This is a genomic window from Paenibacillus alginolyticus DSM 5050 = NBRC 15375, assembly GCF_000422905.1.
In the GTDB taxonomy this organism is placed as follows: domain Bacteria; phylum Bacillota; class Bacilli; order Paenibacillales; family NBRC-103111; genus Paenibacillus_E; species Paenibacillus_E alginolyticus.
On record NZ_AUGY01000127.1, the window covers coordinates 1 to 17277 of the forward strand.

The following is a 17277-nucleotide window of genomic DNA, read 5'->3' on the forward strand; positions in this document are numbered from 1 at the left end:
AATTATCCGGTCTTAGCTATCGTTTCCGATAGTTATCCCGATCTTATAGGCAGGTTACCTACGTGTTACTCACCCGTCCGCCGCTAGCTTACCCCGAAGGGTAAACCCGCTCGACTTGCATGTATTAGGCACGCCGCCAGCGTTCGTCCTGAGCCAGGATCAAACTCTCCATAATAGTAAAACTATTTGAAAGCTTAATTGCTCATTTGCGTTGCTAGCGAGATTTTGCAATCTCTTTTTGAACGATTTCTCGTTCGTGCTTACTCACTCGTTGTTCAGTTTTCAAAGATCAATTTCTTTCGTTCACTGCCGTGTTACCGAAGCAGCGAGAAGTAATATACCACAGCTCGTCCATCAATTGCAAGCACTATTTTTTCTTGTCAATTTCTGTTGTTCTCTGTCGGAAAGCCATAGTAACATAGATTGCTGTTTGAATGCAAGTTCCATTTAATAACTCATGGTGATTTGCCGCTTCAAAGCAACGAGGAATAATGTAACATGTAGAGAAACCAAATACAACCCTTTTGGAAATGTTCCATAATTGCAATTGTTTTGAATTGTTCCTACATAGAACCCAAACAAAAAGGATGCAGTCCTCTGCATCCTTTGAAGCTATTATTCCATTCTATTTATAGAAGGAGAATTCAAGGGAGAATCTACAACTCTAGTAAAAGGGTTGCCTTATCTAGCCGATTAGCAACGAATCAACGCGTAGATTGAAAGAATTCGATTCTCTCTCCGTCTAAACCATTAAAGAAGAAGTATCCGGATCCATTCGGAAGTGTCGTAATCTCAGTATCCAACTGCTCGACTCCCAATCCTTTGATTCTTGTAAATTCCGCTTCAATATCATCCACAGTAAAAGCCAAATGGTGAACTTTGCCTTCTTGCGGTAACCCCGCGTTATAACCCTCTATTAATTCAACTTCAGTTTCATTCACTGCTTCAAAGCCAAGAAAACCAAGTTTGATCACACCATTAGTATGTAGCAAGGTACTTTTGTGCTTAAGTCCAATCACTTCTTCATAGAAACGAATCGACGCTTCCAAGTTCGCTACCATGACACCAACATGCTCCATTTTCAAAACTGCCATCTGTACAAAACCTCCTCTATTCATCTCCTTCTATTGTAACGAAAAGAGGAAGAGAGGACTAGACTGACTTTAAGTAATAAGAAGCGTTTCCATTTCGCCATCCAACGAGAAGAGCGTTACTTCTTTATTCGTAATATTGACCAAACCAATATCATCAAATACTTTTCCCACCTGAGCATTGGATAAATGATTCATTATGGTTTGGGCCGCTATCTGTAAATGATCCTGATACATAGATTCAAAAAACATAAGAACTTCTTTTTCTCCGATAAGGATTTTTGCGTGCATCATCCCATCAACACCCCCAATATCAATGATTCAATTGTATATTTGGGAATCTAGGAAAGTGTCAGAACTTTTTTAGGTTTATGTTAGGTTCGTAGATTTCGCCATAGAAACAAAGTCAGTGTATACTAGAGTATAATGAAGATGAAGTAGGGGAGTACGAATATGAGATTACTAAAGCTTCTTCAAATCTATGAAGTGGATGGGATTACACCCAAGCATCGATCGGAACGATTCAATTTCGATGAAATTCAAGGGCAGACATTTCGAGAAATGAACCCCACTGAAGTTGGGTGCCCAATGATCTTATCAGGCGTCCATCATTATATACCTTTCAAAACAACTAGAGTTCAAGCAATAGATCGGGACGGATTGGATTTCCGGGTACTGACACGCAATACCATCTATCATTTTGAAGTTTATACGGAACGACAAGCCACGTAGCCTTTGGAAGGTTAGTGGCTTTTTTTGTTATTTCATATAATAACAATTTCTTTACTTCTCAAAATCTACCATTTCCCCTTATACTAATAGATGGGTTTATTAACCGCGGTTCTATTAATTTGAAGGAGGAATTTTTAACACATGAAAAAAACATTGACTACCCGCCTTACTGCGCTTGCTCTTGTTACCGTTCTTACTAGCTCTTTCGCTAGCAGCCTAGCATTTGCCGAAACAGCAGCACCCTCTTCGCCCATTTCAATGAAATCAGATATGCGTCTCGCCATTGATAACGGCGCAATTGAGGGCTACGGAGATACCGACTACCGTGGTGCAAGTTCCGCCACTCGCGCTGAAGTGGTAACAATGATTAACCGTGCTGCCAAACTGAAAAGTGCAGATCTTGGTTCTGTCACGTTTACGGACCTTGCGAATTGGCAAAAACAAGCGGTTGCGAATGCCGTCGCTGCTAAACTCATTAGCGGCTTCGCTGACGGAACATTTCACCCGAACGCTGCCGTTACTCGTCAAGAACTAGCTGAGTTGATCGTTAAAGTCGTAACTGGCGGCCAATTGCCAAAAGTGAACGAGAATGTGTTGAACTACTTCAAAGATTCCTCATCCATCGCTAAAGAATCCCGCCCTTATGTCGCTTATGCCGTCATCAGCGGAATTTTCACACCTACCCTTGACGGTAACTTCAACCCAACAGCGGAAGTAACGCGTGATGAAGTAGCTAAGGCGCTTAAGCCTATTTTATTTAAAGTGGTTGATATTTTAACAACGAACGATATTCACGGTAAAATCGAAGTCGGCTTCGATAAAAAGCGTAATCAAGGTCAAGGCGGTATCGAAACACTCGGAGGTATCGTGACTGATTTCCGTGCTGTAAATCCAAAAGGAACAGTCGTTGTTGACGGCGGAGACGCATGGCAAGGTACGCTGATCTCCAATACGACGAATGGTCAATCCGTGATGGATACGATGGCGCAAGTGCAATATGATGCCGCGGCTATCGGAAACCATGAGTTCGACTTCGGTCGTGACGTTCTGATCGACAATATTAAGAAAGCTAAATTTCCTATTCTAGGGGCAAATATTATCGATGATAAAACAGGTAAACGCGTTGACTGGACACAGCCTTACGTGATTGTTGAAAAAGATGGCCTGAAAATCGGTATCATCGGCTTCGCAACGCCACAAACGACAACAACAACGAAATCAACAAACATTGAAGGCCTTTCCTTTGTAAATCCAGTTCCTATGGCTAAAGAATTGTCTGCAGAGCTGCGCGCTAAAGGTGTCGACATCATTATGGTTACCTCACACCTACCAGGTGAGCAAAACCAACAGTCTGCTGAAATCATCAGCGAGCTTGCTGATCTTGCAAAAGGCACTGGGAATGGCACTCTAGATGCGATCGTTGGCGGCCACTCCCACATGCGTGTTGCCGGTATCGTGAATGGTATTCCAGTTGTTGAGGCTCAAAGCTGGCTGTATGCGGTTGGGCACATTCAACTATTTGTAGACAAATCCACAAAGCAAGTCGTATCTTCGAACGCAAGCTTGCTAGAAACATATACGAACCTAACAACGGCTGATGCGAAGATTCACCAAACGGTTGAAGATTATAAAGCCAAAATTTCGGCGAAATCCGGAGAAGTTGAAGTTGTTGCTGCAGAGCCGCTAACTCGTAAATCTTTCCGTTTTGATGTCAATGGCGGAGTTGATCGCGACGGTGCTTCCCAATTAGGAAACAGCATCACAGATGCTATGCGTGCTTCTGAGAAATCCGATATTGCTTTCACTAATATTGGCGGTATTCGCGCTGATGTTGACAAAGGCGAGCTGACGTATGGCAAAATGTTTGAAGTGTTCCCTTTCGGCAATTACAACGTTACAGGTACAATGACTGCTGCGCAAATCAAAAAGGCACTCGAAGTTACGGACAAGTATACGAATCTTCCGGCTATTCAATTCTCAGGCTTAAAAGTAGAATGGGACAGCACGAAGCCACTAGGTGAGAAATATTCCAAAATCACTCTGGTTGATGGCACTCCTGTTTATGTCGATGGTAAGTTTAATACAGACCGTACGTTCAAAGTAACAACCAATGATTTCATGGCTACTGGCAGTGGCGATGGCTTTACCGTATTTGGTGAAGTGAAGGATTGGAAAGATGGCGCCATCATGCTGGACGCATGGGTGAGTTACGCTAATTCCCTAAAAGCCGCTGGTAAAGAGTTGTCGATTAAGGACGATGGTCGCGATGTGCGTTTGGATTTGAAAAAATAAGCTATCATTTCATGATTAATCTCACAAGGATAAACGACTCCGTCGTCCTATTGGGACGAGCGCGTTTGTCAAGACTGATGACGCGAAGTGTAATAAAACTTATACTTTCTTATCTACTAAAATAAAAAAGACCTTTGACCCTATCCAACTATGGATAGGGTCAAAGGTCTTTCTATTTGGTCAGCCATACACGCATCAGGGATAGCAATTGGCTTAAATTAAGCGGCTTGCTTATATAATCAGAGGCCCCTGCTTGCAGGCAAATGTCTCTATCCTGTTTCATTGCTTTGGCCGTCAAAGCAATGATCGGCACTTTCTCAAATCGGGTATCTTTCCTAATCATTCGCATGGCTTCGTAACCGTCCATCACAGGCATCATAATATCCATAAGTATGAGGTCGATGTCTTGATCTTTCTTCATGATCTCCAAACATTCTTGTCCATTATGGGCAACGCTAACCAGTATGCCTTCTTTCTCAAAAGCATTGCTTAGTGCGAATACATTCCGAACGTCGTCGTCGACGACAAGCACCTTTCTTCCGCTGAAATTGTTCCTCTCTGTTGGATCAGCGGCTTTCTTATAGGCATCCCTAAGCAGGAAGTCACTTATCATTGGTGATGTCGCAGCTGCAGCTTCCTTCTGCATGGATTCAGTTTCGTTAAAAGCTTGCTCCAAAGAAGGAACATAAAGCGTGAAGCTGCTGCCTACCCCCTCTTCGCTTTGCATCGTAACCCTGCCACCAAGAAGTCGAGCTAATTCACGGCTTATCGATAAACCAAGGCCTGTCCCGCCATATTTACGATTCGTTGTTCCATCCGCTTGGCGAAACGGCTCAAAGATCAATTGCTGCTTCTCAGGAGAGATTCCAATCCCTGTATCTTTTACGGATATGGCTAGAACTTGTTTATGTTTAGCCAATGGCAGAAACTCTCTAATCTGCTCCTCGCTGCACATACCCAAATTCACCTGAACGGAGCCCTTGTGTGTAAATTTAAAAGCATTAGAGAGTAGATTTTTAATAATTTGGCTTAATCGTTGCTCATCTGTATAGAAAATGTCTGGAACCTGAGCGTCGCGCACGATGCTGAAAGTGAGATTTTGCTGTTCGGCCACCTTTGCAAATTGACTTCGCAATATATCAGGAAGCTCGGATACATTCATTTCACAGACGTGAATATCTAATTTGCCGGCTTCGACTTTGGATAGATCAAGAATATCGTTAATCAGATGCAGAAGATCATTTCCTGAAGAATGAATCACACGGGCGTACTCTTGCTCTTCTTTGGTCAACGAACCCTGTTTATTTTCTTGCAGCATTTGGGAAAGGATAAGCACACTATTTAATGGAGTACGGAGTTCGTGTGACATATTCGCCAAAAATTCCGATTTATATTGCGAACTTTGCTGCAGCTGAATCGCATGTTCTTCAAAAGACGCTTTAATATTCTCTAATTCCCGTGACCTTACTTCCGCATAGCGATTCTGTTCTTCCAACTGTTCATTCGTCATGTGCAGTTCTTCTTGCTGCGTTTGAAGTTCTTCCGTCATGATCTGGTATTCTTTTAGAAGCCGCTCAACTTCCACACGCGTTTGCACACTATGTACAATTGTACCTAGTACTTCGAGAATATCTTCAAGCAGCTCAAGCTGCAGCGGAGTAAATTTATCAAAGGAGGCCAGCTCCATAACCGCAATAACTTCATTGTTATGTAAAATAGGTACGATCAGAACACTTTGAGCCTTCGCCGTTCCGAGTCCAGACGCTAGGGTAATGTAACTGTCTGGTACTTTGGTTAGGTGAAACATTCGCTTCTCAACTGCACATTGACCGACTAGTCCTTCACCTAATTGGAAGTGATGAACCCCAATGCCATCGCTCCCCCCCATGACCGCATAAGAAGCCAACTTAACCATAGATTCCTTGCCTTCGTAAGAAGAACGAAGATAAAGAAGACCGAAAGAAGCATCAAACAGCTCAGCCGCTTTACTAATAAAGGATTTACCAAGCGTCTCCAAATCCGAAATCCCTTGAAGCATATGTACGACTTCCGTTAATTTTCGCTGCTGCCACTCCATCTCTTCTTGATTCTCAAGCAGAACATTCGTTGCTTCAGCAAGATCCCTCACCTCATCATTTATCGTAACATGTATACGCTTAGAACGATCTCTCTTCGATGAACTTAAATTCATAATACTTCTTGTTACTTGTTTAATCGTCCCTACGATAGATCGGGAAATTAATATTGAAGCCGCTATTGAAAATATAAGAACAAGCGCTAACATGACGAATAAAGACTTAGTAAGCATCTGATTCTGTGCATCTAAGTGCGCCGCTCTTTGCTTCGTAAGTCCCATTTCAACACTGCGAAAGCGATCCAACTGAGAGCGGATATCATCAATAATTTGCTTCCCAAGTAGAAAATTATAATCATAATACGTTTCGTTATTTACGTTATTTTTCATCGAAGATACAGAGTTTCCTCCGCTCTGCTGCAGCCATCGTTCGATTGACGCCTTAATGGAAGAAAGATTTTGTTCCTGTATGATATTATCTCGCGTTAGCTGACTGAGACGACTGTAGGATTCCCTCCATTTCGACTCTCCTAGGTTGTAGGGCTCTAAATAGCTGAGAATACCCGTAAGTAAATAGCCCCGTTGCCCGCTTTCCATATCCATCACATATTTTTCGATACGATTCGTTTCATTATGGACGGCAAAATCATGCTCGATGATATAATTTCTATCTTTCTGCATGGAGGTCACCTGAAAATTGACTAATACAAATGAAATGGTTAAACAGACAATGATGAACATATACCCAATCATAATCTTGGAACGGATACCAAATCTATTTTTCCCCATCATGCTGCAGTTCCTTCCCCTAGTAAGAATTTTCCTTATACGTTTATTATACTATGTTCTCCAAAAAATGGGATATGGAGATTATATGGACTTTACTACATTAACGAGGTAATGTATTATTATAGTAACGCATTGAACTAATCTTACTAAAATGAATTAGGAGTGATTCGTATGAGTCGGACAATTAAACACATTCGCCCTCGCAGCGTCCTTTCACGCATGAAGCCATATTCTCCTGGGAAACCCATTTGGGAAGTTCAACGAGAATTAGGTATCGAAAAAGTCACCAAGCTTGCTTCTAACGAAAATCCTTTAGGCCCTTCACCATTGGCACTAACAGCCATTCAATCTTATCTGACCGATATCCATCGCTACCCAGACGCCGACACGGTTGATCTTAGGGGAGCAATTGCCGAGAAATTACAGTTTTCTTCTGATGAAGTCCTCATAACCAATGGAGCCGATGAACTAATTACGCTTATTTCGGAAACATTTCTGGAACCAGGGGATGAGATTATAGTTCCTTCTCCAACGTTTAGCGAATATGAATTCGGGGCAAATCTAATGGGCGCTCGTGTCGTGCAAGTACCGCTTCGTGAAGATTACCGTTATGATGTTGACGGTATACTCGCTGCTGTAACGGAACAAACCAAGCTGCTTTATATTTGCTCGCCTAACAATCCAACCGGCACATATATGAAGAAACAGGATTTATACCGGCTTATGGATGAGCTCCCTTCCCATGTTCTTGTTATTTTCGACGGGGCTTATAGTCACTTTGTAACAGCGGATGATTATAGTGATGGGTTGGAGCTTGTGCGTTTGGGCTACCCCATCGTCGTCACACAAACCTTTTCCAAAATATACGGATTGGCTGGTATACGTGTTGGGTATGGCATCGCTTCCCCAAGTATTTTGCATAGTATCCGTCAGGTCAAGGAACCCTTCAATGTGAATGCATTAGCACAAGTTGGCGCTACAGCGGCGATCAAGGATGATCAGCATCTTGAGGCAACACGTGAGATGAATGCTCGCGGGAGAGAGCAGTTATATGAAAGCTTGCAGGCAATGGGATTGAATTTCACACGCAGCATGAGTAATTTCCTATTGGTCGAGCTTGGACCGGACGCTAAAAACATCTATGAAAAGCTGATGAATAAAGGCATTATTATTCGTTATGGCGGAGCTTGGAACCTCCCTAATCATGTGCGGATTTCAGTTGGGACGTCGGACGATCATACAATATTAATCGAGGCGCTTAGCGAGATATTCATTAAGCAAACCTGATTTGATATCCACAGCTCAAAAATGCCTTTAACGGATCCGAAACCTACCTCCAATTGTTTGCGTGCAATCAAATATGCTACAATACTAACAATTATTGTCTCATGGGGGTAAGCGATACGATGTTAAGGAATTTAAAGATTTTGCGTTTAAAGGGAACATGGTAGATTTGGCTGTTGGGGTTATTATCGGGGGGGCTTTTGGGAAGGTTATTACTTCGATTGTGAATGATTTGATTATGCCGCTTGTTGGGCTGCTAATTGGTAAAGTGAAGTTTAATGATCTATTTATTTCATTAAATGGCGTTCATTACGATACCCTTAAAGATGCGGTTGCAAAAAGTGCACCTACCTTTAATTACGGACAATTCATTTCGACCTTCCTAGACTTTCTAATTGTTGCTTTTGTCATTTTCCTTGTTATCAAACAGCTTAGCAAGTTCCGCAAGAAGGAAGAGCCGAAAGAAAAAGTGGTAACATCCAAATCTTGTCCGCACTGCTTGTCCGAAATTCCTGTACAAGCTACACGCTGTAAGTTCTGTACTTCAGAGCTGTCATCAGGTGCTGCAGTGTCTGGGAGTATTCAATAGATATGCTAAAAGCCCGAATCGAATTATATCGATTCGGGCTTTTTGGTGCGCAGATCGGCGATCTCGCCTTGCTCGAAGGCGTTTGTCTGAAGCAGGTCGAGCAGCTGCCTCGCTGTAGCTTCGGGCGATTGCAGCTCGCCCTGCTCTTTGAGCTGGACGAACCGGCTCACCTGCGGGAAGTCCACTTCCGCGGCAGCGCGGATCTCCCGCTGCATATCTGTATCAACCACACCCGGTGCGATGGAGTAAATCTCCACCGGGTGCGATTGGTTCATCTGCTCGACGCCCACGCAGCGCGTCAGCATATCGAGCCCGGCTTTGGCGGTGCAGTAGGCACCCCAGCCGGGGTAGGGCTTCTTCCCCGCGCCCGAGGAGATGCCCACGACCCGCTTCATGATCGGCCACGCCTGCGTGAGCCGAATGAAGCTGTTCGTCAGCAGCGCGGGCGCGATGAGATTGACCTGCAGGCTGCGCTGCAGGTCGTCAGGATCTGCTCGGCCGATCGACGTCATCGGCTCGAGCAAGCCAGCATTGTTGATGAGCGTGATGGAATCCGCTCCATCCACCGTGCCGAGGATTCGCTCCATGAGCGAATCCAGGCCTTGCGTGTCCGCCAAGTCGTAAGCGTGGAAGGTAAGTATACCTTCCGCGCGCAGCGCCTCTTGGCGCAAAGCTTCACTGTCGCTGCGGGAAATGCAGTGAATCGCAGCTCCCTGCTGCAGTAGCTGCTGGATGATCGCAGCGCCGAGTCCTTTTGAACCGCCTGTAATGATATACGTATCCATTTACGGCACCTTTACGACAAAGGGAACTGTTATCACTTGACCATCCCGTTGAAATTCGCCCCATATTTTATAGATACCACTCTTCGGAAAGGATGTTTTGAATTTGGCTTCTGGCCCTGCCGATTTCTCATCTACAGGATGTACATGCAGATATTGGTCCGCTTTCTCATCAAGAATAACCACATGCCCTACAGCACCTAAATAAGGCTGCAAATTGGTTATTGGCGCTTTCGTAGCGGCATCCTTGAAAGTATAGGTCAAATCCAGGTCCATTCCCGCCATGAGATGATCAACCGCCAGTGATATCTCCATACCATTCACCGTTGCGGTAAGTTTGCTGTCAGGCTGCAAAGCTGTGGCTGGCGCAGCCTCTCCGCCTGCTTTTATGACGTAACTTTTAACGATTTGCGCCTGTCCGCTAGGCTTAAAATCAGCAAACAACTTATAGTTGCCCCCTGCAGGAAGCGCTGCACGAATCGTGAACAACCCCTTACCTTGATAAGTCGGGTGTAAGTGTTTGTAGTAAGCAAGATCTTGGCTAACAAGGATCAGATGCATCTTTTTCTCATGGTTCAGATCAAAATCATCTACAGATTTTCCATTTTTATCAAGGATCTGTATCGTCATCTCAGTCTCTTGTTTAGCTTGAACAGGGTCGGGGGAAAGCTTAAATACAGCCTGAATTCCTTCTGTATCCGCCGCCGATCCACTGCTTTCGTGACCAGCGTGTCCCTGCTCTTTATTTTCAGAACGCGCGGAGTGATCGGTGGTTGCGGCTTTACCGCAAGCACTCAACAAAATAGCCAAAGTGAGGAGAATTACGCCTATTTTCTTCATTATTGCACCACGTCGTAGCCTTGCTCTTCAATCGCATCTTTAATAGCTTCGATGCTAAGCTTAGTCTCATCGAACTGTACTTCGACTTCCTTGTTAGCCAGATTCACCTTACCTTCTGCACCTAGCTCCCTCACCGCTTTCTCAACCGAATTCACACAGTGATTACAGGACATTCCTTCAACTTTCAAAATAATATTAGACATTTTCAACGCTCCTTCTAGTATGTAAAATTATTTCATTAGGGTATTCAATATTTAAGCCGTTCATCCACAGCGGCGAGGTCGCCTTCTTGAATACCGTTATACATTTTATAGTATACCCCCCTACCCTATAATGTCAAGTTTCCATAACCAAAATAAAGAACCCGCTGCCTGATCGCAACGAATTCTTCTCGCATTAAGCTGCTAGTTGAGTACGCCCAAGCTACTCATTTCATCTTCCATCTCTCGTCTTAACGACAGTTTATCATGCTCTTCCATAAATGCGGCATCTACGCCATTCATAATGAGCTTAACCAACTCCGGTGTCGTAAAGCCAAAGCGGTCTTTGAGCACCCGGTATTCATTCGTAATATTCGTACCCGATACGCTGGGGTTATCCGTATTAATCGTCACGACTAGCCCATGCTCCAAATATTCGCGAATCGGATACGCTTCCCAACCGGAGACAGCCTTCGTTTGGATGTTGCTGATCGGGCACATTTCGAGCGGGATACGGCGATCCTTGACCATTTCCAATATGGCTTTGTTCTCTTTCAAACGGACACCGTGCCCAATTCGTACAGCGCCGAGGTTCGTAACGGCTTCAAACACGTTATTCGCTCCCGCTGCTTCTCCGGCATGGATGGTGACAGGAATACCCAGTCTCCCTGACTCCGCAAAAACCTCCCGGAAAAATTCCGGCGGATACGACGCCTCATCACCGGCTAAGTCGACTGCGACTAAGCCTTTCCCTACATACTTAGCAGCTGCTTCGATCACTTCTAGGTTGCTTTCGCACGAATGATTTCTCATGCAGATCGCGATGACGCCGACTCTTACACCGAAATCCCGCTGCCCCCGCTTCATACCCTCTACCACATAATGAATCGTTTCCTCAACTGTCAAACCGTTGTTCCTATGCAGCTGCGGTGCGAAACGAACTTCCACATATCTGCAATTATGCTCAGCAGACTGTTCTACGACCTCGTAGGCCACCCGTTCCAAGGCTTCAGCTGATTGTAAAAACTGTGTAGTAAAATGAAATTTGCTTAGATATTCAATGAGACTTCCGCACTCCTCACCTACACGCATATGTGGAATGAGTCCCTCTTTATCATAAACAGGAAGTTCAATGCCTTGCCTGCGAGCGAGATCCAGAATCGTCTCTGGCTTCACACTGCCATCCAAGTGCAAGTGAAGATCAACCTTGGGTAATCTCGCTAATAAATCGTTAGCCCGCATGTTATTCATCTTCCATCTCTCCTTTTTCTTTCAATCTCGTAACGCGCTTTTAAAGAATTTTAATAACTTTACTCGAATGTCATGAATATGTCAATATACATGACAAATTTTTCATTTCATTAATATATGCGTTAGATATCATGACATTGCATGATTTTCTGGAAATAAAAAAAGATCCACACTAAGAGCGATCATTCTCCTCACTGTGGATCTCCTATTCATTTCTCCTTACGATGAATCACTTTCAACGCTTCCCGCATGCTCAGCGGCGAAAGCTCCGTACTTGCAACGAAAGACTGTACCTCCGCTGGGTCTGTCTTCGAATACTCGCGAAGCGCCCAGCCTATTGCTTTGCGGATGAAGAATTCCTTCGAATCGGCCATACGCCTGATGCAGCTAAAAAGAAGCGGTACATCCGTCTGTTGTTTATACTTTAGTTGGAACAATATCGCCGTTCTTTGCAGCCACATATGATCTGAAGCTAGCCACTTATCCACATAGGATGGAATCAACTCAGGAAACCTCTGCAGGTGAAAGCCGATTAAGTGATCAGCGATCATATCCACGGTGTCCCACCACGATTTGGTCACGACGAAATGCTCCAAGACATCGATATGCTCTCGATCAGCGGTTTTTCGCAGCTGGGCAAGGATCAATAATGCCGTGTAGGCAAACTCGCGCTCCGGCAATTCCCAGAGCTCTTTGGCAACTTTGACCCCCTCCTCCCCTTGAGGGAAGCCATGTTCCTTCGTGAATTGCTTGGTCAATGCTACTCGTTCTGGATTGCGAATCCCAAGAAATGGGAAATGATTTTTCATGTAGGCTTCCATACTCGACGCATTTGCCGTGTTGCGGTGAGCTCTTAACCAAGCCTCCAGCTTGTCCGTATAAGGGGATGCCATCGGTTGCGTGCCTCCTTTTTAACCTATCAACTATACGCTTTATTGTAGCAATTCCAAAGTAATTCGGGTATGCTTATAGCAGAATTTTTCATATAGACTACTTATCGGATCGGAGAGAACTACATGACTTACAAATTAGTTGCTGCTGACTTAGATGATACGCTGCTGCGTGATGATCTAACCATCTCACAAGAGACTATTGAGGCTATGCATCAGGCTGTCGCCAAAGGCGTAACCGTAACGATTGCAACGGGAAGAAGCTTCCCATCCGCCGCCAAGATTGCCAACCAGATCGGACTTAATGTTCCGATTATCACTTATCAAGGCGCTTTAATCAAAAATCTACTTGATGAAGAAGTCCTCTACGAGCGTACAGTTCCTGTTGAAAGCGCCCGATTCCTGCTCGAATTCTGTAAAAAGCGCAACCTCCATTTACAGCTTTACCATGGGGATGAGCTATATGCAGGTGAAGACAACGATAAGATTAAAGCTTACGTGCGTCTCTCCAAAACGCCTTATATCATTGGTGATCTGCGCCAATGGATTGACATCCCGCAGCCTAAGATGCTTATCATCGATACACCGGAAGTTTGCGACCAACTGCGCGAAGAACTGCTACCTCTTCTGGGTGACAAGATGCACATTACGAAGTCCAAACCGCACTACTTGGAGTTCATGCATAAAGAAGGTACCAAAGGACATGCGATCACTTTCCTTGCTGAGCATATCGGCTGCTCCTTAGATGACGTTATTGCCCTAGGCGATGCTTGGAATGACCGTGAAATGCTGGAAGTCGCCGGACTTGGCGTCGCTATGGACAACGCGCTGCCGCAGCTCAAGGAGCTGGCGAACTACGTAACGAAGAGCAATAACGATGATGGCGTCAGACATGTTATTGAAAAGTTTATTTTGAATGCGTAATTGTAGGTAAAAGTACGTAAGAGTTAAACCGATTCCATCTGCATGATTCACATGCGCCGGAGTCGGTTTTTTATTTAAAATCGCTTGTTATTTGGACATATCTTGTCCCTCCGGCTTATATATTACAATAGAATCAGACAATCTCCGGAGGTGTCTCCACATGAAAAATTTCCCGTTAACGCTGCGCTCTCTCTTTGAACGTTCACAAACCTTATTTCCCAAAAAAGAGGTTGTTTCACGTACAAGCACCGGCATCCATCGGTATACATACGCCGATTTTGGGAGACGAGCGAAGCAGTTATCCAGCTCCTTGCAAGCTCTTGGTGTGAATCCTGGAGACCGGATTGCTACTTTTGCCTGGAATCACCACTTTCATCTGGAGGCTTATTTCGCCATCCCTTGCATGGAAGCCGTACTGCACACGGTCAACATCCGGCTCCCCGCTGAGCATATCGCCTATATTCTTAATCATGCGGAAGATCGTTTCCTCTTCGTTGATGAAACCTTACTCCCTATTATCGAGAAGATTCAGGATCAACTTACGACGATAGAAGGCTATATTTTGATGACGGACAAAAAGGAAATGCCGCCTACTTCTTTACATCCCGTCTATTTATATGAGAACATGATAGAAGGCGGCGACCCGCACTATACATACGCCTCTGACATTAATGAAAGCGCTCCCGCAGGCATCTGCTATACATCTGCGACAACGGGCAATCCCAAGGGTGTGGTGTATTCTCACCGCGGGATCTATCTGCATTCCCTCTCCATTGGTCTGTCGGATACACTAGGACTTTCTGAACGTGACACCGTCCTGCCTATTGTGCCGATGTTTCACGTTAATGCTTGGGGACTCCCATTCGCATCTGTCTGGTTCGGCAGCAAGCAAGTGCTTCCGGGACCTTCGCCGACACCTGACATCCTACTCCGTTTGATCGCGGACGAGAAAGTGACGATTGCTGCTGGTGTTCCTACGGTATGGACGGCCGCTCTTAAGGTGCAGGAATTACTGCAAGTGGATTTATCATCCCTTCGTGCAGTGGTCTGTGGTGGATCTGCTGCCCCGCGCAGTCTGATTGAAAGCTACGAACAGCGGCTCAAGGTTCCCTTCTATCATGCCTATGGGATGACAGAGACGTGTCCTCTCGTTACCGTTTCCCGCCTCAAAAGCTATCAAGAAGATGCCTCTTACGATGAACAATACGATGCAAGGGCTACTCAGGGCTTGCTTGTGCCAGGGCTTGATATGAAAATCGTTGGACCTCGGGGTGAGGTAGCTTGGGATGGGAAGGAAATGGGCGAAATCCTACTTCGCGGACCATGGGTAGCTACGGAATATTACAAAGATGCCCGAACGCAGGAATCGTTCCAGGACGGTTGGTTTTACAGCGGAGATATCGCGGTTATTGATCCCGAGGGATTTGTGAAGCTGGTGGATAGGGCCAAGGATCTGGTCAAAAGCGGTGGGGAATGGATCTCATCTCTCGACTTAGAAAACGCATTAATGGCGCATCCGAATGTGTTCGAAGCTTGTGTCATCGGCGTGCCGCATCCCAAATGGGCTGAACGGCCACTCGCCTTCGTTGTCCTAAAGGACACCGCGCTACAAACTGATGATGATAAAGAGGATTTGTTTAATTTTCTGACAAATAAATTCACGAAGTGGTGGATTCCGGACGATGTTGTGTTCCTCCAAGAAATACCTAAATCGTCGGTCGGTAAGTTTATGAAACGCGAGCTTCGCGAGCAGTATCAAACCTATTTTACAGGAGACTAGATAGCCATGAACAATTTCGAATTAGAAGGCTTCCGCTTCTATACACCAACGAAAGTTCGTTTCTGTGAAACCGATGCGAACGGACACCTAAGTCACCTTTCTTCCGTCATTTACATGGAGCAAGCCCGCTGTGAGTATATGAACGGTTTGGGTTTATTTTATGCAAATTCAGATGGCAATCTGGCTGATAAAACCTTCTTTCTCGTCAGCCAAAGCGTCGAATACAAGTCGCAAGCACATTTTAACGATGAACTCGACATTTATATGAAAGTGAGCCGGATCGGCACTTCGTCGATTGAAACGCAGTATGCCATTGTTAAGCGGGCGAATAAGCAGCTTGTGAGCTTCTCTACCAGTACCGGCGTTTATATCGATGTTCATACGCAAAAAAGCACTCCGCTCCCCGAAGATTTAGCAAGCCGGATCGAGCAATTCGAGGCTACGTTCATCGAGTAGCAATTGCAGTACCAGTACCAATAGCAATAGCAGCACATTTACAGCATTAATCATTAGCAGCGTAAATTGACGATGAAGGGCGCGATGGATATGTTCGAGGCAACCTTGCTGAAGGATAAAGTCATTCTTATTACAGGCGGCGGTACTGGTCTAGGCCGTGCTATGGGCGAGAAATTCCTGACTTTAGGCGCTAAACTCGCGATTACCAGCCGACGCGAAGAGGTGCTTGCTAAAGCGGCAGCCGAAATGGGAAGTGACGGCAAGGAAGTATTCTACAAAAGCTGTGACGTGCGTGACCCGCTTCAAATTGCCGAGATGGTGGCCGCTGTGGAACAGCACTATGGCCGTATTGATGTACTGATTAATAATGCGGCCGGCAACTTCGCCAGCCCGACAGAAAAATTATCTCCGCGCGCCGTGGATGCGGTGCTGGATATCGTCCTTCACGGGACGTTCTACACCACGTTAGAAGTGGGCAAAAGATGGATCGAGCAAGGCGTCGGCGGTACGATGCTGAACATCGTCACCTCTTACGCCTCCACCGGCTCGGCCTTCGTTGTACCGTCGGCTGCGGCCAAGGCCGGCGTGCTTGCGCTGACGCGCTCGCTTGCCGTCGAGTGGGCGCGGCACGGCATCCGGCAAGTCGCCATCGCGCCGGGGCTCTTCCCGACTGACGGCGCGTGGAGCCGACTGGCTCCGACGCCCGAGCTGTCGGAGAAGCTTTTGAACCGCGTGCCGCTGCGGCGGGTCGGGGAGAAGGATGAGCTCGCGAACCTCGCGGCTTATCTGATCTCGGACTACGCCGCCTACATTAACGGCGAAGTTGTCACGATCGACGGCGGCGAATGGCTGCAGGGCGCCGGGCAGTTCAACGATCTGCTCGAGGTGACCGAGGAGCAGTGGGTTGGGCTTGCGGAGATGACGCGCAAGGGCAAGTCCTGAGCGTAGGTATGATCATTTCTCATTTGCGTAATGTTGTATTTCATACAGGTCTGTTGATTATCCATAAAATGGCAGGGAAAAAGGCCGCTCATTCGGTAAACTGTTTGTACCCCTACAAACATCCGAAAGAAGGCGACCTCATGAAAAAGTCTACTATGTTCTCGAATATTCTGCAAACAATTATACCGAAAGAAGAAGTGCTTCCTCTCATCAAAGAAGCCGGATACGTTGACACTGGGCGGAAATTCAAAGTTTATGATCTCTTTCTTTTTTTGTCCCAAGCTGCTCTTGGGCAATGGGACGGCTACCGTGATGGAGAAAAACGCATGCCTTCCTCTGGGATGGCAAAAGCTGATCACTC

At 45.6% G+C, this 17277-nt stretch carries 16 protein-coding genes, 1 rRNA gene and 1 pseudogene; 9 read left to right on the top strand and 9 right to left on the bottom strand.

The genetic code is table 11. The annotated features are described in order from the left end of the window. The 3 genes from G519_RS0134305 to G519_RS0134315 all read right to left on the bottom strand — a co-directional run. A 16S ribosomal RNA gene (locus tag G519_RS0134305) occupies positions 1-175 on the bottom strand; the annotation flags it as partial. A 529-nt stretch (positions 176-704) separates the two neighbouring features. Continuing rightward, entirely contained in the window at positions 705-1094 is a 390-nt protein-coding gene (locus tag G519_RS0134310) for a VOC family protein (RefSeq protein ID WP_029198449.1), read from the bottom strand. 69 nt (positions 1095-1163) lie between these two features. Further along, on the bottom strand, positions 1164-1385 hold the full coding sequence (locus G519_RS0134315) for a hypothetical protein (RefSeq protein WP_029198450.1): 222 nt from the start codon (positions 1383-1385) through the stop codon (positions 1164-1166). A gap of 159 nt (positions 1386-1544) precedes the next feature. Here G519_RS0134315 and G519_RS0134320 point away from each other — a divergent pair, with 159 nt between their 5' ends. Beyond that, complete coding sequence (locus G519_RS0134320; protein ID WP_029198451.1) at positions 1545-1823, top strand: hypothetical protein; 279 nt, start codon at positions 1545-1547, stop codon at positions 1821-1823. Positions 1824-1964: 141 nt separating this feature from the next. Next, positions 1965-4115 (top strand): 5'-nucleotidase C-terminal domain-containing protein, encoded by a 2151-nt coding sequence (locus G519_RS46035; protein ID WP_051253947.1) that lies wholly within the window; start codon positions 1965-1967, stop codon positions 4113-4115. Positions 4116-4287: 172 nt separating this feature from the next. Here the strand turns inward: G519_RS46035 and G519_RS0134330 are convergent, their stop codons facing one another. Beyond that, complete coding sequence (locus tag G519_RS0134330) at positions 4288-6981, bottom strand: response regulator (RefSeq protein ID WP_029198452.1); 2694 nt, start codon at positions 6979-6981, stop codon at positions 4288-4290. A gap of 168 nt (positions 6982-7149) precedes the next feature. On the opposite strand from G519_RS0134330, the gene hisC reads away from it, so the two are divergent. Beyond that, positions 7150-8265, top strand: a complete 1116-nt coding sequence (hisC, locus tag G519_RS0134335; protein ID WP_029198453.1) for a histidinol-phosphate transaminase — start codon at positions 7150-7152, stop codon at positions 8263-8265. 94 nt (positions 8266-8359) lie between these two features. Next, positions 8360-8851 (top strand): large conductance mechanosensitive channel protein MscL, encoded by a 492-nt coding sequence (mscL, locus tag G519_RS0134340; protein WP_029198454.1) that lies wholly within the window; start codon positions 8360-8362, stop codon positions 8849-8851. 23 nt (positions 8852-8874) lie between these two features. Here the strand turns inward: mscL and G519_RS0134345 are convergent, their stop codons facing one another. The 5 genes from G519_RS0134345 to G519_RS0134365 form a co-directional block, all read right to left on the bottom strand. Next, complete coding sequence (locus tag G519_RS0134345) at positions 8875-9636, bottom strand: (S)-benzoin forming benzil reductase (RefSeq protein ID WP_029198455.1); 762 nt, start codon at positions 9634-9636, stop codon at positions 8875-8877. Further along, positions 9637-10473 carry a hypothetical protein gene (locus tag G519_RS0134350; RefSeq protein WP_029198456.1) on the bottom strand — a complete coding sequence of 279 codons (837 nt, stop codon included), beginning with the start codon at positions 10471-10473 and terminating at the stop codon, positions 9637-9639. Further along, positions 10473-10676, bottom strand: a complete 204-nt coding sequence (locus G519_RS0134355) for a copper ion binding protein (RefSeq protein ID WP_029198457.1) — start codon at positions 10674-10676, stop codon at positions 10473-10475. The genes G519_RS0134350 and G519_RS0134355 overlap by 1 nt, the downstream gene beginning before the upstream one ends. A gap of 201 nt (positions 10677-10877) precedes the next feature. After that, positions 10878-11924, bottom strand: a complete 1047-nt coding sequence (gene add, locus G519_RS0134360; protein ID WP_029198458.1) for an adenosine deaminase — start codon at positions 11922-11924, stop codon at positions 10878-10880. A 209-nt stretch (positions 11925-12133) separates the two neighbouring features. Continuing rightward, a complete protein-coding gene (locus tag G519_RS0134365; RefSeq protein ID WP_029198459.1) occupies positions 12134-12817 on the bottom strand; it encodes a DNA alkylation repair protein in 684 nt (227 codons plus the stop codon). Between the two features lie 123 nt (positions 12818-12940). Between G519_RS0134365 and G519_RS0134370 the strand changes: the two genes are divergently transcribed. The 5 genes and pseudogenes from G519_RS0134370 to G519_RS50795 all read left to right on the top strand — a co-directional run. Continuing rightward, the gene (locus tag G519_RS0134370) at positions 12941-13738 is read left to right on the top strand and encodes a Cof-type HAD-IIB family hydrolase (RefSeq protein ID WP_029198460.1); all 798 of its coding nucleotides are present in this window, start codon (positions 12941-12943) and stop codon (positions 13736-13738) included. Positions 13739-13898: 160 nt separating this feature from the next. Next, positions 13899-15518, top strand: coding sequence for a long-chain fatty acid--CoA ligase (locus G519_RS0134375; protein WP_029198461.1), 1620 nt, complete (start codon positions 13899-13901; stop codon positions 15516-15518). 6 nt (positions 15519-15524) lie between these two features. Continuing rightward, complete coding sequence (locus tag G519_RS0134380; protein WP_029198462.1) at positions 15525-15974, top strand: acyl-CoA thioesterase; 450 nt, start codon at positions 15525-15527, stop codon at positions 15972-15974. Positions 15975-16064: 90 nt separating this feature from the next. Next, positions 16065-16916, top strand: a complete 852-nt coding sequence (locus G519_RS0134385; protein WP_029198463.1) for an SDR family oxidoreductase — start codon at positions 16065-16067, stop codon at positions 16914-16916. 140 nt (positions 16917-17056) lie between these two features. Further along, positions 17057-17277, top strand: a pseudogene (locus G519_RS50795) (IS4 family transposase); the annotation flags it as partial.